This window comes from Salinibacterium sp. VpJ6 (genome assembly GCF_059767345.1).
Window position 1 is genome coordinate 94,983 of record NZ_JBSOQL010000001.1, and the last position, 16,579, is coordinate 111,561.

The 16,579-nt window shown below is 60.3% G+C and carries 12 protein-coding genes; 7 read left to right on the forward strand and 5 right to left on the reverse strand.

Going from position 1 to position 16,579, the window contains the following annotated elements; all coding sequences use genetic code 11:
• Window positions 1-64 precede the first annotated feature (64 nt).
• On the reverse strand, window positions 65-871 hold the full coding sequence (locus tag ACWTV1_RS00520) for a ParA family protein (protein WP_100389315.1): 807 nt from the start codon (window positions 869-871) through the stop codon (window positions 65-67).
• A 121-nt stretch (window positions 872-992) separates the two neighbouring features.
• On the opposite strand from ACWTV1_RS00520, the gene ACWTV1_RS00525 reads away from it, so the two are divergent.
• The 3 genes from ACWTV1_RS00525 to ACWTV1_RS00535 all read left to right on the forward strand — a co-directional run bounded on the left by ACWTV1_RS00525 (window position 993) and on the right by ACWTV1_RS00535 (window position 6,324).
• The gene (locus ACWTV1_RS00525) at window positions 993-4,397 is read left to right on the forward strand and encodes a pyruvate carboxylase (protein ID WP_498503706.1); all 3,405 of its coding nucleotides are present in this window, start codon (window positions 993-995) and stop codon (window positions 4,395-4,397) included.
• 108 nt (window positions 4,398-4,505) lie between these two features.
• Window positions 4,506-5,828, forward strand: coding sequence for a MinD/ParA family ATP-binding protein (locus tag ACWTV1_RS00530; RefSeq protein WP_498503707.1), 1,323 nt, complete (start codon window positions 4,506-4,508; stop codon window positions 5,826-5,828).
• A gap of 4 nt (window positions 5,829-5,832) precedes the next feature.
• The gene (locus ACWTV1_RS00535; protein ID WP_498503708.1) at window positions 5,833-6,324 is read left to right on the forward strand and encodes a peptide deformylase; all 492 of its coding nucleotides are present in this window, start codon (window positions 5,833-5,835) and stop codon (window positions 6,322-6,324) included.
• A gap of 92 nt (window positions 6,325-6,416) precedes the next feature.
• On the opposite strand, the gene ACWTV1_RS00540 is transcribed toward ACWTV1_RS00535, so the two are convergent.
• On the reverse strand, window positions 6,417-8,240 hold the full coding sequence (locus ACWTV1_RS00540) for an AMP-dependent synthetase/ligase (protein ID WP_498503709.1): 1,824 nt from the start codon (window positions 8,238-8,240) through the stop codon (window positions 6,417-6,419).
• Between the two features lie 162 nt (window positions 8,241-8,402).
• On the opposite strand from ACWTV1_RS00540, the gene ACWTV1_RS00545 reads away from it, so the two are divergent.
• Entirely contained in the window at window positions 8,403-9,089 is a 687-nt protein-coding gene (locus ACWTV1_RS00545) for a lysophospholipid acyltransferase family protein (RefSeq protein ID WP_100389101.1), read from the forward strand.
• 139 nt (window positions 9,090-9,228) lie between these two features.
• Entirely contained in the window at window positions 9,229-10,599 is a 1,371-nt protein-coding gene (locus tag ACWTV1_RS00550) for a class II 3-deoxy-7-phosphoheptulonate synthase (RefSeq protein WP_100389100.1), read from the forward strand.
• Window positions 10,600-10,793: 194 nt separating this feature from the next.
• Here ACWTV1_RS00550 and pknB read toward each other — a convergent pair whose 3' ends face one another.
• Both pknB and ACWTV1_RS00560 read right to left on the reverse strand, forming a co-directional pair.
• Window positions 10,794-12,767, reverse strand: a complete 1,974-nt coding sequence (gene pknB, locus ACWTV1_RS00555; protein WP_498503710.1) for a Stk1 family PASTA domain-containing Ser/Thr kinase — start codon at window positions 12,765-12,767, stop codon at window positions 10,794-10,796.
• Window positions 12,768-12,825: 58 nt separating this feature from the next.
• On the reverse strand, window positions 12,826-14,292 hold the full coding sequence (locus ACWTV1_RS00560) for a muramidase family protein (protein WP_498503711.1): 1,467 nt from the start codon (window positions 14,290-14,292) through the stop codon (window positions 12,826-12,828).
• Window positions 14,293-14,495: 203 nt separating this feature from the next.
• On the opposite strand from ACWTV1_RS00560, the gene ACWTV1_RS00565 reads away from it, so the two are divergent.
• Window positions 14,496-14,837, forward strand: a complete 342-nt coding sequence (locus ACWTV1_RS00565; protein WP_341620053.1) for an Rv2175c family DNA-binding protein — start codon at window positions 14,496-14,498, stop codon at window positions 14,835-14,837.
• A 123-nt stretch (window positions 14,838-14,960) separates the two neighbouring features.
• On the opposite strand, the gene ACWTV1_RS00570 is transcribed toward ACWTV1_RS00565, so the two are convergent.
• Window positions 14,961-16,079 (reverse strand): polyprenyl synthetase family protein, encoded by a 1,119-nt coding sequence (locus ACWTV1_RS00570; protein ID WP_498503712.1) that lies wholly within the window; start codon window positions 16,077-16,079, stop codon window positions 14,961-14,963.
• 73 nt (window positions 16,080-16,152) lie between these two features.
• Between ACWTV1_RS00570 and ACWTV1_RS00575 the strand changes: the two genes are divergently transcribed.
• Complete coding sequence (locus ACWTV1_RS00575) at window positions 16,153-16,536, forward strand: SCO2097 family morphological protein (protein ID WP_498503713.1); 384 nt, start codon at window positions 16,153-16,155, stop codon at window positions 16,534-16,536.
• Window positions 16,537-16,579 lie beyond the last annotated feature (43 nt).

Consider the following 16,579-nt stretch of genomic DNA (forward strand, 5'->3'; position numbering starts at 1 on the left):
CGGCGCAGCTCCCGGGCACGCAAAAAGCCAGCACCGAAGTGCTGGCTTCACGCGCAGTGCGGAGCTATTGGCCGCTGTTGTACTCGCCCATGCGCGCTGCGCGCATGACGCGGTCGAGAATCTGGTCGAAGTAGCGCGCCATTTCTTGGGCACTTTCCCCCGGCCACACGTGAAGGGGCTTTGCGGCACCCTGAGCCTGTTGCAGTGACGTACGTTCGGGCAATTGCGGAGACAGCACGAGGGGGCCGAACATGTCGCGAAGTTCCTTGATGCGGAACTGGTGCTCGAGCGATTGCGAGCGCAAACGGTTCACAATAATGCCGAGCGGCTGCAAACGAGGGGAGAGGCCGCGACGGATTTCTTCGATGGCGCGCAATGCGCGATCAGCGGCGGCGACAGAAAACAGTCCGGGTTCCGTAACAATCGATACACGATCGCTGGCAGCCCAGGCGGTGCGTGTGAGGGCGTTGAGCGACGGCGCGCAGTCGATTAGAACGAGGTCGTAATCCGCTTCAACGTTGGCGAGGGCCTCTTCAAGCTTCCAAATATCGCGGATGCTGGGGTGCGGGCCGTCGAAGTTGATGGCTGACGGTGAGCCAATGAGCACATCCACTTTGCCGGGGCGGCCTTTAGTCCAGCCGCTGGGAGCGATCGCGGCGCGCACAATCTTCTCCTTGGGCGAGGCAAGGACATCAGCCACGTTGAGGTGACCGGTGACATCAATGTCCATTCCGGTCGAAACATCGGACTGGGGGTCAAGGTCGACGACGAGAGTTCGAAGACCGCGAGCGAAGGCTGCTGAAGCGAGCCCAAGCGTAACGGTCGTCTTTCCCACGCCCCCCTTGAGGGAGCTAACGCTAAGTACGTGCACGAGTAACGACGATACCTTCACTACAGTTAAGAAACCTAAAACTCCGCCAACTTTTGCGCACCCTTGAGGAAACTGCCAGAGTTCAATCGCTCTAGGCTTGGTTTTTGTCAGGAAGGACCGAATGTTCAAGAAGATACTCGTTGCCAACCGAGGTGAAATTGCCATCCGCGCTATGCGTGCGGCTGTCGAGCTCGGGGCAAGAACCGTGGCCGTTTTTCCGTACGAGGACCGCAACTCGGTTCATCGTCTGAAAGCCGATGAGGCTTATCAGATTGGTGAGGAGGGGCATCCCGTTCGGGCCTACCTCGACGTCTCGGAAATTATTCGAGTAGCGAAGGAGTCGGGCGCAGACGCGATCTACCCCGGCTACGGCTTCCTCTCGGAGAATCCTGACCTCGCTCGTGCAGCGGCGGATGCCGGAATCACGTTCATCGGTCCACCCACCAAGGTGCTGGAGATGGCCGGTAACAAGGTCACCGCTAAGGAACACGCCATTGCGGCGGGAGTCCCCGTGCTCAAGTCCACTCCCGCGAGCACCGACCTTGAGGCCCTTCTTGCTGGCGCTGATGAGATCGGTTTCCCTGTGTTCGCCAAGGCTGTTGCCGGTGGTGGCGGTCGCGGTATGCGTCGAGTCGACAAGAAGGAAGACCTGCGCGGTGCTCTCGAAGAGGCCATGCGTGAGGCCGACAGCGCTTTCGGTGACCCCACGATGTTTATTGAGCAGGCGGTAGTTCGCCCGCGTCACATCGAGGTGCAGATCCTTGCGGATTCGCACGGCGGCACGATTCACCTCTTCGAGCGTGACTGCTCGGTCCAGCGTCGTCACCAGAAGGTTGTTGAGATCGCTCCGGCGCCCAACCTCGACGAAGACACCCGTCAAGCGATGTACCGCGATGCCATCGCTTTCGCGAAGTCGATCGACTACGTCAATGCGGGAACCGTTGAGTTCCTGCTTGACACGGCGGGGGAGCGCAAGGGCGAGCACGTCTTCATCGAGATGAACCCGCGCATCCAGGTCGAGCACACGGTTACCGAAGAGGTCACCGATGTCGACCTCGTTCAGTCGCAAATGCGAATTGCCTATGGAGAGTCGCTCGAAGAACTCGGTCTCCGTCAAGACGAACTCAAGCTGCGCGGAGCTGCCCTGCAGTGCCGCATCACCACCGAGGACCCTGCCAGTGGGTTCCGACCCGACACCGGCAAGATCACGACGTACCGTTCGCCCGGCGGCGCCGGCATCCGTCTGGATGGTGGAACGGTTTCTGCGGGTGCGCAGATCTCACCCCACTTCGACTCCATGCTCGTGAAGATGACCTGCCGTGGCCGCGACTTTGCGTCGGCCGTTCGCCGCGCTCGTCGTGGACTCGCAGAGTTCCGTCTTCGCGGCGTCACCACGAACATCCCGTTTTTGCAGGGCGTTCTCGACGATCCTGAGTTCATTGCGGGCGATGTGAGTACGGCGTTCATCGATGAGCGTCCGTGGCTCGTGAACTCGCACCGCTCGAAGGACCGTGGAACCAAGATCCTCACGTGGCTCGCTGATGTCACCGTCAACCAGCCCAACGGCGATGGTGCGGGAATCATCAAGCCGCAGTTGAAGCTGCCGGAAGTTGACCTCACGGTTGATGCTCCGGCTGGTTCGCGTCAACGGCTACTCGAGCTCGGCCCGGCGGGTTTTGCTTCCGCTCTGCGCGAGCAGAAGTCGCTTGCCGTCACCGAAACCACGTTCCGGGATGCCCACCAGTCGCTCTTGGCGACTCGCGTGCGTACTCGTGACTTGGTAGCGGTGATGCCGCACGTTGCGCGCCTGACGCCGGAACTGCTGTCGGTCGAGGCGTGGGGAGGTGCAACCTACGACGTTGCGCTGCGCTTCCTGGCCGAAGACCCGTGGGAGCGACTGGCGTCGATGCGTGAGGCTCTGCCCAACGTCGCTATTCAGATGCTGCTGCGCGGCCGCAACACCGTGGGCTACACGCCGTATCCCACCGAGGTGACGGATGCCTTCGTTCGCGAAGCCGCCGACACCGGTGTCGATATCTTCCGTATTTTCGATGCGCTCAACGACGTTTCGCAGATGCGTCCGGCGATCGACGCAGTCCTCAACACGGGCACTGCTGTCGCCGAAGTTGCGCTCTGCTACACGGGAGATCTTCTCGACCCCAACGAAGATCTGTACACGCTCGACTACTACCTCAAGCTCGCCGACCAGATCATGGAGAGCGGCGCTCACGTGCTCGCGATCAAGGACATGGCCGGCCTGTTGCGCGCAGAAGCCGCTGAGACGCTCGTAACGGCTCTCCGCGAGCGTTTCGACGCTCCGGTCCACGTGCACACTCACGACACGGCTGGTGGCCAGCTGGCCACCCTCTTGGCTGCGTCGCGTGCCGGTGCGGATGCCGTGGATGTCGCTAGCGCTCCAATGGCGGGAACAACCAGCCAGCCCTCTATGTCTGCTTTGGTTGCTGCGCTCGCGCACACCGAACGTGACACCGGAATCTCCCTCGACGCGGTCTCGGATCTCGAGCCGTACTGGGAGGCCGTGCGCCACGCCTACGCTCCGTTCGAGTCGGGACTTCCCGGCCCCACAGGGCGCGTTTACCACCACGAGATTCCCGGTGGTCAGCTCTCCAACCTGCGTCAGCAGGCGATTGCGCTCGGTCTGGCCGATCAGTTCGAAACAATCGAAGATCTTTATGCTGCGGCTAACAAGATGCTCGGGCGTCCGCCGAAGGTGACTCCGTCATCCAAGGTCGTTGGTGACTTGGCGTTAGCTTTGGCTGCGGCGAACGCTGACCCTGCTGACTTCGAGGAGAACCCCGACAAGTACGACATCCCGGATTCCGTTATGGGCTTCATGGCGGGCGAACTGGGAGAGCTTCCCGGCGGCTGGCCTGAACCCTTCCGCACGAAGGTGCTCAAGGGGCGCAACGTGAAGATCGGTGTTGAGGAGATCGGCGCTGAGGACCAGGCTGCGCTCGATGGCGAACCGCAGGATCGCCGCTCGGCACTCAACCGCCTGTTGTTCGCTGGCCCGACTCAGATCTTTGAGACGGCTCGCGAGACCTACGGCGACCTTTCGCAGCTCGACAGCACTGACTACCTCTACGGAATTCAGCAGGGTCAAGAGCACGTGGTCGAGATCGAGAAGGGCGTTCAGCTGTTCGTCGGTCTTGAAGCCATCGGTGAGGCGGACGAGCAGGGTATTCGCACGGTGATGGCGACGTTGAACGGTCAGCTTCGCCCGGTGTTTATCCGCGACAAGAGCATTCAGGTTGATTCGACCGCTACAGAAAAGGCCGACACGTCGAAGCCGGGCCACGTCGCCGCACCGTTCTCGGGCGTCGTCACGTTGCAGGTCGAGGAGGGCGCCAAGGTCGAAGCGGGCCAGGCTGTTGCCTCGATCGAGGCCATGAAAATGGAAGCCGCGATCACCGCGTCTGTTGCGGGAACGGTCAAGCGTTTGGCTATTCCGAAGACGCAACAGGTGGATGCGGGCGACCTGCTTGTGGAGATCGAGCCCAGCTAACGCTCAGTGTTTTGTAGGGTAGAGACGTGACCGGTGTGCAAGCAGCGGTCACGTCTCGCTCGTTAACGCGGTAAAGTGGTGTGTTTGCTTTCTGGAGGGGATCGACACGTGACTACAAAGCGCAATGAACCTGATGTGCAGTCGTCCGTCGACGAGCAAGATTCGTCGACCGATCACGACACGAAAGACTCAACGGTTGAGCAGGTGCCGAGCTCTGACAGCGTGACCTTCACGCTGTCGCTGCCTGTCGCCGTTCGCGGGACTCCTGAGCATGAGGCCGCTGTGGCCATTGATGATGTTGCCGTTACGGCCCATCACGTTGACCCTGCAGCGATGGCAACGACGACCGTCGCGTTTGCGCCGGAGTCCGTTGTAACGATTCCGCCGGAGTCGGTACCCGAGGCTGCTGTGATTCCGGAGCTTCCTCCGGCAGACCGCCCGACGACTCGTCGTGGCCGTCAGCGCACCGAAGTACGCACGACACCCGAGACGGCGACGATGCTCACGGCGGAGCGCTTGATCAATCAGGGCAAGAAGAACCGCCAGCCGGCACCAGAGGGGTTCCTGCAAGAGCTCGTCTACGCGGCGACGTTCCACCTGGTCAATCTGGGGGACTCCTACCGTGTGCGTGAGCGCAAGGCGCTTGAAGCTCGAGTCACCAAGACGTTTGTGGGCGGCACGCGATTCGTTCCGGTTCTGACCCGCAAGGGTGGAGTGGGCAAGACCACCATCACTGCACTGCTGGGGATGGCGCTGGCCGATACTCGCGAAGACCGCATCATTGCGATCGACGCTAATCCCGACCGCGGCACCCTCGCAGAGCGAATCGACAAGCAGACGCGTGCCACGGTGCGCGACGTCGTCATGCGTGCTGAATCACTGCACACCTTTAGCGAGTTCCAGACGGTCGTGTCTCGTGACGAGACACGTCTCGATGTCTTGGCGTCCGACACCGACCCTCATGTTTCCGAAGCGTTCGACGAAGACGACTACAACGTCGTTGCCGATATGGCTGAGCGGTTCTACTCGGTTGCGATCACTGACTGTGGAACAGGAATTGTGCACTCGGTCATGCGGGCAACGTTGCAGCGCGCAGATTCGATCGTCATCGTTTCTGGCGGCAGCGTCGACGAAGCTCGCCTCGCCTCCGAAACTCTCACTTGGCTTGAGTCCAACGGTCATGAAGACCTCGTCAAGAATGCCGTCGTTGCGATCAACACCGCCACGCAGGGCACTAACTTGGTCAAGCTCGAGGAGATTGAGGCGCACTTCAAGTCGCGGGTTCGCGAAATCGTCCGCGTTCCTTACGACCCCAGCTTGGCTACCGGCTCGGTTGTGCACTACCGCGACCTTAACAAGCTGACAAAGGCTGCGGCCACGGAGCTTGCCGCCGTCGTCATGGACGGCCTTCCTGCGGTTCGGGTCAACTGACACCATGGCTGTTCGTGAGATCCGTCTTTTTGGCGACCCTGTTCTTCGCTCGGCGTGCGACCCGATCACTATCAGAGACCCGCGCGCCGCGGCGCTCGTAGAAGACCTCATCGAAACGGTGAAACTGCCGGGTCGAGCGGGGGTTGCAGCCAATCAAATTGGGGTTGGCCTTCGAGCATTTAGCTACAACATCGATGGAGACATCGGCTACATCATCAATCCGGTGCTTGCGGAAGTTTCGGGGGAGCCGGAGCTTGTCGATGAGGGGTGTCTCTCGGTGCCCGGCTTCTATTTTCTACGCCGTCGCTACCCGTTCGCACGCGTTACGGGCGTGAACCTCGCGGGGGAACCTGTAGAGCTCAGCGGTGATGGCCTGATGGCTCAGGCACTGCAGCACGAGACGGATCACCTCGACGGACACCTTTACATCGAGGGCCTCGAGGCTGAGACCAAGCGTGAAGCGATGCGCGAGATTCGTAAGGCACCCTGGTACTAACAGTCAGTGATCTCGCGGTGGTTACCGTGACCAGATACGTTACAAGAAAACCCCCGTCACGCAGGCGCGACGGGGGTTTTCTGCGGTTGAAGCTACTTGAGAGAGATTCCCTCAGTCGCCGGTGAGTTCGAGTAGAGCCCGTCGATAACATCGGCGAAGTCAGCCAAGATAACGTTTCGTTTGATGCTGAGCTTCGGGGTCAGGTGACCACTCGCCTCAGTCAGGTCGGCGTCCAGAATCTGGAATTTGCGAATTGATTCGGCGCGGGAAACTTGAGAGTTTCCAACGTCGATTGCCTTCTGAACCTCGGCGAGCACTGCCGGATGGGCTGCTGCCTGTTCTACAGTCCACGTGGCGTCGAGTCCATTGTTGCCAAGCCAGGTCGGAAGCATTTCTTCATCGAGGGTTACGAGAGCCGAGATGAACGGTCGCTGTTCTCCGACGACGACAACCTGTCCGATGATCGGGTTAGCGCGAATCGGGTCTTCGAGAGCGGCGGGGGCAACGTTCTTGCCTCCGGCGGTCACGATGATCTCCTTCTTGCGGCCGGTGATCTCGAGGTAGCCCTCTTCATCGATTTGTCCGATGTCGCCGGTCTTGAACCAACCGTCTTCGAACACTTCGTCTGTGGCAGCTTGGTTGTTCCAGTATCCGTCGAACACGCAGACGCCCTTGGCCTGAATCTCGCCATCTTCAGCGATGCGGACCGATACTCCAGGAAGCGGGGGACCGACCTTGCCAATTTTGAAGTTCGACGGCTTGTTGACCGAGATGGGAGCGGTGGTCTCGGTGAGACCGTAGCCCTCAAGAATGGTCAGTCCGAGGCTGCGGTAGAAGTGTCCCAGGCGAAGGCCGAGAGGTGCAGAACCTGAAACGGCGTATTTGACACGTCCACCGAGTGCAGCACGGATTTTCGAGAGCACGAGGCGATCGAAAACCGCGAACTGGATCTTGAGACCCAGCGGTACGTGACCGGCATCGATCGCTTTGGAGTGCGCGATAGCGACTTCGGCAGCCTTGCGGAAAATCTTGCCCTTGCCGCCGGCTTCGGCCTTCTGCTCCGACGAGTTATAGACCTTCTCGAAGACGCGTGGCACTGCTAGGAGGAAGGTCGGCTTGAACGACGCCATCGACGGCAGCAGGAGCTTGGTGTCGGGCTGGTGGCCGACCTTCACTCCACCGTGGATGCAGAGGATCGAAATGAAGCGAGCAAAGATGTGCGCTGTCGTGATGAACAGCAGTGTGCTCGAATCGGGATTGACGACCTCGGGGATCGCCTTCTGCGAGTTGCGGCACAACTCGACAAAGTTCGAGTGGGTAATGACGCAACCCTTGGGCTTTCCTGTGGTCCCTGACGTGTAGATCAGGGTCGCAAGGTCCGATCCTTTGGCAAGGTTGCGGCGACGTTCGATCTCTTCGTCGGTGACCTCGGAACCTGACTTAGCAAGTTTGTCGAGGTCGCCAAGGTCGATCTGCCACACATTGGTGATGGCGGGAACATCGGCGCGAATTTCGTCGAAGCGAGCGAAGTGATCCGGCGTTTCGGTGATCATTGCCGTCGCGCCTGAATCCGTAATGTTCCAGTGGATTTGGCTGGGCGAACTTGTCTCGTAGATCGGTACGAGTACTGCTCCCGCAAACCACGTCGCGAAGTCGATCAGAGTCCACTCGTAACGGGTCTTGCACATAAGACCAATTTTGTCGCCGGGCTCAATGCCTGCAGCAACAAGGCCCTTGGCGAGGGCCTTGACTTGGGCAAGGAACTCGGTCGACGTCACATCGCTCCAGCCTCCATTGGCTGTAGGGAGCGAGAACAACGCGTTATTGGGTGTGGCCGCAACGCGATCTATCAAGAGATCGGTAGCGTTTGCTTCCGGGTCAGCCTCAACTAGGGCTGTTACATCAAACTGTTTCACGGCAACTCCTTTGGCACCGGTTAGGTGGTCTACTCCACTCTAGCTAGGTGAGGGGGCACACACCACGTGCGAATTGGCGCATGAGAATATTTGCACCCGTTTGTTGGGTGCGCGGCGCCGGACGGTAGAGTGGGTAGTCCCGCGACGAGGAGAAGAGGTGCCATGTTCTATTGGTTTATGAAGAATCTGGTTGCCGGTCCCATCTTGAAGACCGTCTTCCGTCCGTGGGTATCCGGTTTGGAGAATATTCCGCGTAAAGGTGGAGTGATCTTAGCAAGCAATCACTTGTCTTTCATTGACTCAGTCTTCTTGCCGCTTGTGATGGATCGTCGCATTTTCTTCCTTGCCAAGAGCGACTACTTCACCGGCAAAGGTATTAAGGGCTTCCTCTCGCGTGCGTTCTTCAACGGCACGGGCATGCTCCCGATCGACCGCTCCGGTGGCAAAGCCTCCGAGGCTTCCTTGAACACTGGGCTCGCTGTTCTCGCTCGCGGAGAAGTTCTCGGTATCTATCCCGAGGGCACCCGTAGCCCCGACGGAAAAATGTATCGCGGCCGCACGGGCGTGGCGCGCATGATTCTTGAGGGTCACGTGCCGGTCGTTCCAGTAGCGATGATCGACACCGAAAAAGTCATGCCTATTGGAACCAAGATTCCTCGCATGGGTCGCATCGGCATCGTTTTCGGCGAACCGCTCGACTTCAGCCGTTTTGAAGGCATGGAGGGCGACCGGTTCATCCTTCGCTCGATCACCGACGAGATCATGTACGAGCTCAACCGCATTAGCGGGCAAGAGTACGTCGATGTGTATGCCACTTCCGTCAAGGATCGCAGCGCAGCTCGTCGCTAGCTTCTTCGCCGCCCAGAAGGCGTGCAACTCTCTCCTTACAGCCTCGTAACGGTGACATTGAGCGCCGTGCGGTGCCGTAGGCTCTTAGTGGGTCACAAACCCAGTCATTCTCGTAGTAAATGTATGAAGGAAACTCCTCGTGGTCGACCCGTCAGAACCAGTCGTGCTCGCTGATCCCGCCGTGATTGCCGGTCTAGACAACTGGCGCACTCTCCCCATCAAGCAGCAGCCGCAGTGGCCGGATGCCGACGCCGTAGGCGAAGCATCCAGCAAGATTGCCTCGCTGCCGCCTCTCGTCTTCGCGGGCGAAGTGGATCGCCTCCGCACACGCCTCGCGCGTGCTGCTCAGGGCGACGCTTTCTTGCTGCAGGGCGGTGACTGTGCCGAAACGTTTGCCGGCGCGACTGCACAGCAGATCAGCGATCGCGTCAAGACCATTCTGCAGATGGCCGTCGTGCTCACTTATGGAGCATCGAAGCCCATCGTCAAGATGGGGCGCATGGCTGGCCAGTTCGCTAAGCCGCGTTCGAGTGATTCAGAGACGCGGGGCGACGTGACGCTCCCCGCCTACCGTGGCGACATCGTCAACGGTTTTGACTTCACGCCAGAGTCCCGCACTGCAGACCCTGCCCGTCTCGTCGAGGGCTACCACACGGCTGCCTCGACGCTGAACCTCATTCGTGCCTTCACGCAGGGCGGCTTTGCTGACCTGCGCCAGGTTCACTCGTGGAACAAGGGCTTCGCAGCTAACCCTGCGAACCGCCAGTACGAGAGCCTCGCTAAGGAAATCGACAAGGCCGTGCGCTTCATGGAGGCCGCGGGCGCCGACTTCGACGAGCTCAAGCGCACCGAGTTTTACGCCAGCCACGAAGGCTTGCTGATGGACTATGAGCGCCCCATGACGCGCATCGACTCGCGCACCGGCACCCCGTACAACACGAGTGCCCACTTCTTGTGGATCGGTGAGCGCACCCGCGATCTCGACGGCGCTCACATCGATTACTTCTCGCGACTGCGTAATCCGATCGGCGTCAAGCTCGGTCCGACCACGACGCCCGAAACGATGAAGCAGCTCATCGACAAGCTCGACCCCGAGCGCGAGCCCGGCCGACTCACCTTCATCACCCGCATGGGTGCTGGAAAGGTTCGCGACGCGCTTCCGCCCCTACTCGAGGCCATCAAGAGCATGGATGCTACGCCGCTCTGGGTAACCGACCCGATGCACGGCAACGGTCTCACCACGCCCACCGGCTACAAGACGCGTCGTTTCGACGACGTTGTCGATGAGGTCAAGGGATTCTTCGAGGCGCACCGCGCTGCAGGAACCTACCCTGGGGGCATCCACATCGAGCTCACCGGCGACGACGTCACGGAGTGCTTGGGCGGCTCGGAGCAAATCGACGAAGCGACTCTCGCAACACGGTACGAGTCGCTCTGCGATCCTCGACTCAACCACATGCAGTCCCTCGAACTCGCGTTCTTGGTAGCTGAAGAGCTTCGCGCTTTCTAACAACAACAAACGCCCGTCACCGCGACGCACTGAAAAGTGCGCGGGTGGCGGGCGTTTTTGCGTACTGATCCGACAGAAACGTCAACCTGTTTCGCAGGAGTTAGCCCAAATGCGACGCGAACAGCACCACGTGAACAGTGCAAAGGCGCCGCCGCGAACGAGATTCCCGCAAGCCCGGGGCAGGAAGAACCTCGCTAGATCTGAGGCCCGAAAATCGTGACCTCTGAGCCGCGTTTGATAGCTTCACCTGCTGCCGGGTCAGTGCCTGAGACGATGGCGAGGCCTGATCCCCAGAATCCCTGGGGTAGATCAGTTTCGACGTTGACGACAAAGTCGAGAGATTCGAGTTCCGAGATCGCGCCGTTGATGGTCTCGCCTGACACATCCGGTACCTGAACGAGGTCCGGACCGCGGGACGTGATGAGTGTCACGGTGTCGCCTTCGCGGAATGTGCGAGCAACTCCGTCAGAGTTCTTTTCCGAATCGATCGTCACAACGCTGCCTTCGGCGCAATCGCTGAACACCTCGATGCCGAGCTGGGCGTTGAGCCCCACTCCCGCCAGAATTTGAGTCGCTTCATCGACAGTTGAACAGCTCACGTCGGGGAGGGCGCCAGCTGAGACAATGAGGCTCACGTCTTGAAGCTCACCGTACGTTTCGGCACCCACGATAGAAGCCCCGTCAGCGCCGAGAACGTCGACAACGAGGCCGGCAGCGATGTCGCCGTCGAACTGTTTGATGGTCGGCTCCACAAGGGTGAAGGGCGCCTCGCTGATGGCGGTGCGCGCTTCTTCCTCTGTCATCCCGAGAAAGTCGGGGACAGCAATCGGGCGTGGTCCTTGCGAGATCAGAAGTTGAACGGTCGACCCGTTCGGCACGGCGGTGCCGATTTCGGGAGTGGCGTTGGCGACAAGATCAATGGCTACGACAGGGTCGTAGGTTTCGCCCAGCTCGTCGCTAACCACGAGTCCGAGCTCTTCGAGCATGGCTTGAGCTTCGGCGGGAGTCGCGCTCTTGATGCTTTCGGGAATGGTGACTTGAGAGCCGGGGCCGGCGCCGAAGTACCAGCCTGCGCCGGCAGCACCGCCGACGAGCAGCACGATCAAAACGACGAGCCACCAGCCGCGCGACTTGCGCTTGGTGGCGCGTGTCGAGAGCGTCGTGGTGTTCTCCGAAACCTGAGTGGGGGCAGGAGCGGCCACTTGCTGAAGCTCGGCGCCGAACACTTGAGTGTCCGCGGTGGAGTTTTGCGGCTCGGCAGCGGGAGCGCTCGGCAAGACCATCGTGCGCTGCACCGCAGTGGATGCCGTGGGCGGCAGCGCCGTCATGAGCGAGCTGTGCGTTTGGTAAAGCTGGTCGAGAAGGGCGCGAGCGTCCTTGGGGCGGTCATCCGGTTCCCGCGCAGTCGCCCAGAGAACAAGATCGTCAAGCTCAGCAGGAACGAGGTGGTTGGCTGCACTGGGGCTGGGCACCACTTCGTTGGCGTGCTGATAGGCGATCTGCATGGGCTGCTCGCCCTTGAAGGGCTGCTCGCCGACAAGCATTTCGTACATCATGATGCCAACGGCGTAGATGTCGCTGCGGGTATCAGCCAGACCCCGCGTGACGAGTTCGGGGGAGAGATAAGCAATGGTGCCGAGAAGTGCTGCGCCAGTGGCCGTGTTGGCGCTGGCCGCGCGGGCGAGGCCGAAGTCACCGATCTTGATACGCCCGTCATCGGCGAGAAGAACGTTTTCCGGCTTGAGGTCGCGGTGGACGATTCCCGCTTTGTGGGCCGCGGCAAGACCGGCGAGTACTGCTTCCATGATGTCGAGCGTTTGCTCGGTTGTCAGGATGCGGTGCTCTTGCAAGAGGTCGCGCAGCGTGATGCCGGGCAGGTACTCCATGACGAGGTACGCCATGTCGCTGTCTTGACCCTGGTCGAAGACATTCACCACGTTGGGGTGGGCGAGGCGAGCGGAGGAACGTGCTTCTTGAACGAAGCGTTCTTTGAACTTGCTGTCGTCGGCAAGGTGGCCATGCATCACCTTGATGGCAACCTTGCGCTCAAGGCGCAGGTCGGTTGCCAGGTAGACGGTAGCCATGCCGCCACGGGCGATCCGCGAACGAATCTGATAGCGGCCGTCGAGCAGACGGCCGATCATCGGATCAGTAGAGTTCGCATTCACTCTGAGAGTCTAAAGTTCTGAGCTTCGAGAGTGCCGCTAGACACGGCTGTTCTGCCGGTTAGCCGAGCTGTTGGAGCCAAGAACGGGCGGATGTTTCCCACTTTGCGTACGCATCGGGGTGTCCGGAGATCTGCACGGCCTGCGCGGCGCGCGTCAGAGTCATGTTTTGCCAGCCCGAGATATCAAGCAATCCGCGCGTAATGCCCTTGTTCGGGTTGCTCGGTCCGCCGTAGAACAGGCGTGCTGCGTGTGTGGGCGTGGTGAGTTGGCTGACCGTGCCCCAACCTGAGCTTGGCCGCTGTTGGAATAGCCCGACCGAGTCGCGGTCGCCCCAGTTCAAGTTGCGCAGGCTCGACTCTTGCATCGCTGTTGCGAGGGCGATCGTAATGCCGTAATCCGAGACTCCCAGGTCGCGGCCCGCCTGAATGATGACTTCGGCGTTCGCCCGCATTTCAGCATTCAAGTAAGTGACACTGTCACCGCTGCTAGCAGGAACCGAGCTCGACGAGGGAATCGTGAGCTTGTCGCCGATGTAAATCATGCTCGATGCGGTGAGGCCGTTAGCGTCGAGAAGCGCTTGAGTTGAGACTCCGACGCGTGAAGCGATTGCTGAAATCGTGTCGCCCGATACGACGAGGTACGTAGTTCCCGAAACAGAAACGGGCTCCGGCACCGGCGCAGGATCCGGCTCTGGTTCGACGACGGCTGCGGGGGCCTCGACGACTTCTTCGACGGGGGCTTCGACAGCGACATCGTCTTCGACGACGTGGCTGGAGCGTGCCTCTGACGAAACTGAATCGTCGGCGTAGTCCTCGTCGAGGGTGAAGTCGTACTCCTCGGTTTCCTGAGTGGGTGAACTCAGGTTGCCGGGAATGATGATGGTCTGGCCGGGGTAGATAATGCTTGACCAGCCCAAGCCGTTTGCCGACATCACGGAGATAGTGGATACACCGAACTTGTTGGCGATGCCGCTCACGGTGTCGCCAGCAACGATGGTGTACTGCCCGTTGGTGGTTTTGACGTGGTTGACGCTTGGCAGCGTTTCCACTGTTTCTTTCGTGAGCTTGAGCTCTTGGCCGGGGAAGATCATCGACGACCAGCTCAGCCCATTAAGAGCGAGTACGGATGCCGTCGAGAGCCCGTACCGAGAGGCAATGTCACTGACCGTGTCACCTTCGACCACGCGGTAGCTCGCGGGAGCCGGACCGATGACAGCCACCGAGGCTTCACTGACCGTGCTTGCTGTGATGGTGGTGGGTTTATTGGCGCGTTCGGCGGATAGCCGGGGATCGTCGGGCGTTTTGGCGTTGACTGGCTCAACAGGCCCAGTCAGATTGAACGTCGCTGCGGCGAGCGAACCCACGAGCAATACCGGAACGGTGTTCATGACGCTGCGATTAACTCGAGCTCGCTGCTGCGCCGTGCGGCGTGCGCGTTCGTCAACGCGAGCGGATGTCGCGGGAACTAGCCCTGCGAAAACGCTCGATGCGACGCTGTCTGTGTCATCCATTGTGAATTGTGTCATGTCGTTCTTCCTGCTCCCGGCCCCGAGAAGGTGTATGTGATCACTGAGATCACCGCTCCAAAGTTGTCACAGAAGCGATCTAGTGTCAACCATTGTGGCAGGAGTGACTGATGTGACTGGTGTTACCTAAGTTCACTTATGAATATGTGCGGATGCCGTGCGAACTGTCAGGTTTTCCCGCAATGCCGTGGCAGTCTTTACGTGTGAATGAATCACCCACCACCAACTGGCTTACTGTTCCAGACCTCACCGAGCTCCTCGGGCTCAAGGTGAGCCAAGTGCGTCGCCTTATCGAAGAGGGCGCCCTGCTCGCCAGCAAGATTGATGGCGTCTGGCAAGTTCCCGATGTCTTCATCGTTAATGGCGCTCCGTTGCGTGAACTCAAAGGAACCGTTGTCGTCTTGTCTGACGCGGGATTCAGCTCCGACGAGGCGATGAATTGGCTGCTCTCGAGCGAGCCGAGCTTGGGAGTCTCTCCGGTGGAGGCACTACGCGCCGGGCGTAAGGCAGAAGTACGTCGCGTTGCTCAGGCGCTCGGCTTCTAAGCGCGTTTTCTTTTTGCGCCTCGCGCCATAGTCGCGATTCTGCTCGGCGGCCTCGCGTGGTGAGATGAAAGACGATCGCGTCCGCTCACCCACGTTGACGCGAGTAAGCGGACGCCTCAGCCCTTAGAACGAACGCGTAGTGGCGGCAGTAGCGAGCTCAAGAAGTCGTGCTCGAGCCGTCGGTGCGAGGTTCGCAGTCTCAATCGCTTCACATGCGCGCTCGAGGTTGCGAGAGATAACTCTCTCTACCTGGTCGACTGCGCCGGATTCTTGGAGCGTGGAGCGAATTATGTTGACTTGCTCGTCACTCAAGTCAGGGTCGCCGAGAAGCTCGTCGAGGATCGAGTTCGCGCTGGCCGAGAGCTTTTGGCGTGCGATTGCGATTATTGCCGTGCGCTTGCCCTCGCGAAGGTCGTCGCCGGCCGGCTTGCCTGTGACTTCGGGATCCCCAAATACTCCGAGAACGTCGTCGCGCAGCTGGAACGCGACTCCGAGCGGCAAGCCGAAGGCGCGGAGCGATGCTAACTGCTCGTCGCTGCCCGCTCCGAGGCTTGCACCGAGTACTAGGGGTGCTTCAACGCTGTACTTGGCCGATTTGTAGATCAGTACTCGCTGAGCGCGTTCAAGGGCCTCGGACTCGGGATAGCTAGCCCAGGCACTCTCATCGTGGATGTCGAGGAATTGGCCTGCCATAACCTCCGTGCGCATGGTCATGAACTCCTTGCGCGCCGCAAGAGCTGACGGGCGGGGGAGTGTGGCGATGCCTCGACCGAGAAGTTCGTCGCTCCAGCCGAGCAGGAGGTCACCGAGCAAAAGCGCGGAGGCCTCGCCGTAGGCTTCGGCGCTGCCGCTCCAGCCGCCTTCGTTGTGCATGCCCTCAAAGCGTCGGTGGGCTGAGGGGGCGCCGCGGCGGGTGTCGGAGCGGTCCATGATGTCGTCGTGGACGAGCGCGGCTGCATGGAAAAGTTCCAGCGCCGAGGCGGAAAGCAGCACTCCTGTGAGGTCGTGACTGTCGGTCTCGTCAGCGAAAGGGTCCTGTGGCGAAGCCAGTCCCGCTATCGACTGCCACCCCCAGTAGCAAAAGAGAGCACGAAAGCGCTTGCCGCCAGCAAGAAGGGAACCTCCCACATCGGTGAGGGCTGTCAACTCGGGGGCGATCGCTTCGAGTTCGCTGCGCTTTTCGCTCAGAAACTCGTCAATCTTCAGCTGGACAAGGTCAACTAACTGGTTACTCTCAGGCACTCGTCTAGCCTACCTAGTGAATCGGGGCGTACTATGGAGACCTAGCCGTAAATCCCAGAGAGAGGGGAACGGAATGCCGCTTTCAGAGCAAGAGCAGCGGGCCCTCGATGAGATGGAGCGCAGCCTCTATCAAAACGACGCCGATTTCGTCAGCGCAGTCAGTCCCCGCAAAGGCAAGCCCAACTATCGAATGATGGTTATTGGCGTCTTGGTAGGCGTCGCTGGAATCATCGCGCTGCTTACCGGTGTAATCATTCAGCAGCCACTCATTGGAGTTCTCGGTTTCGTTGTGATGTTCGCCGGAGTCCTCCTGTTTGTGTCTCCTTCTCGTTCCGGTGCTGCCGAGACCGAACCGGATATCTCGCCGGCTTCAGCGGCGCGTTCCCCGAAGCGTGGTTCGTCCTTCATGGACACCATCAACCAGCGTTGGGATCGCCGCCAGGACGGCCGCAGCTAGCGCTCCCACTTACTCCACTTTCAAGGACCAGCCTTCGGGCTGG

What these genes read in the sequence shown, in the direction of transcription:
- ACWTV1_RS00525 (WP_498503706.1), top strand. Translation starts at nt 993, where the DNA reads ATGTTCAAGAAGATACTCGTTGCCAACCGAGGTGAAATTGCCATCCGC.
- ACWTV1_RS00535 (WP_498503708.1), top strand. Translation starts at nt 5,833, where the DNA reads ATGGCTGTTCGTGAGATCCGTCTTTTTGGCGACCCTGTTCTTCGCTCG.
- ACWTV1_RS00545 (WP_100389101.1), top strand. Translation starts at nt 8,403, where the DNA reads ATGTTCTATTGGTTTATGAAGAATCTGGTTGCCGGTCCCATCTTGAAG.
- ACWTV1_RS00560 (WP_498503711.1), bottom strand. Translation starts at nt 14,292, where the DNA reads ATGACACAATTCACAATGGATGACACAGACAGCGTCGCATCGAGCGTT.
- ACWTV1_RS00575 (WP_498503713.1), top strand. Translation starts at nt 16,153, where the DNA reads ATGCCGCTTTCAGAGCAAGAGCAGCGGGCCCTCGATGAGATGGAGCGC.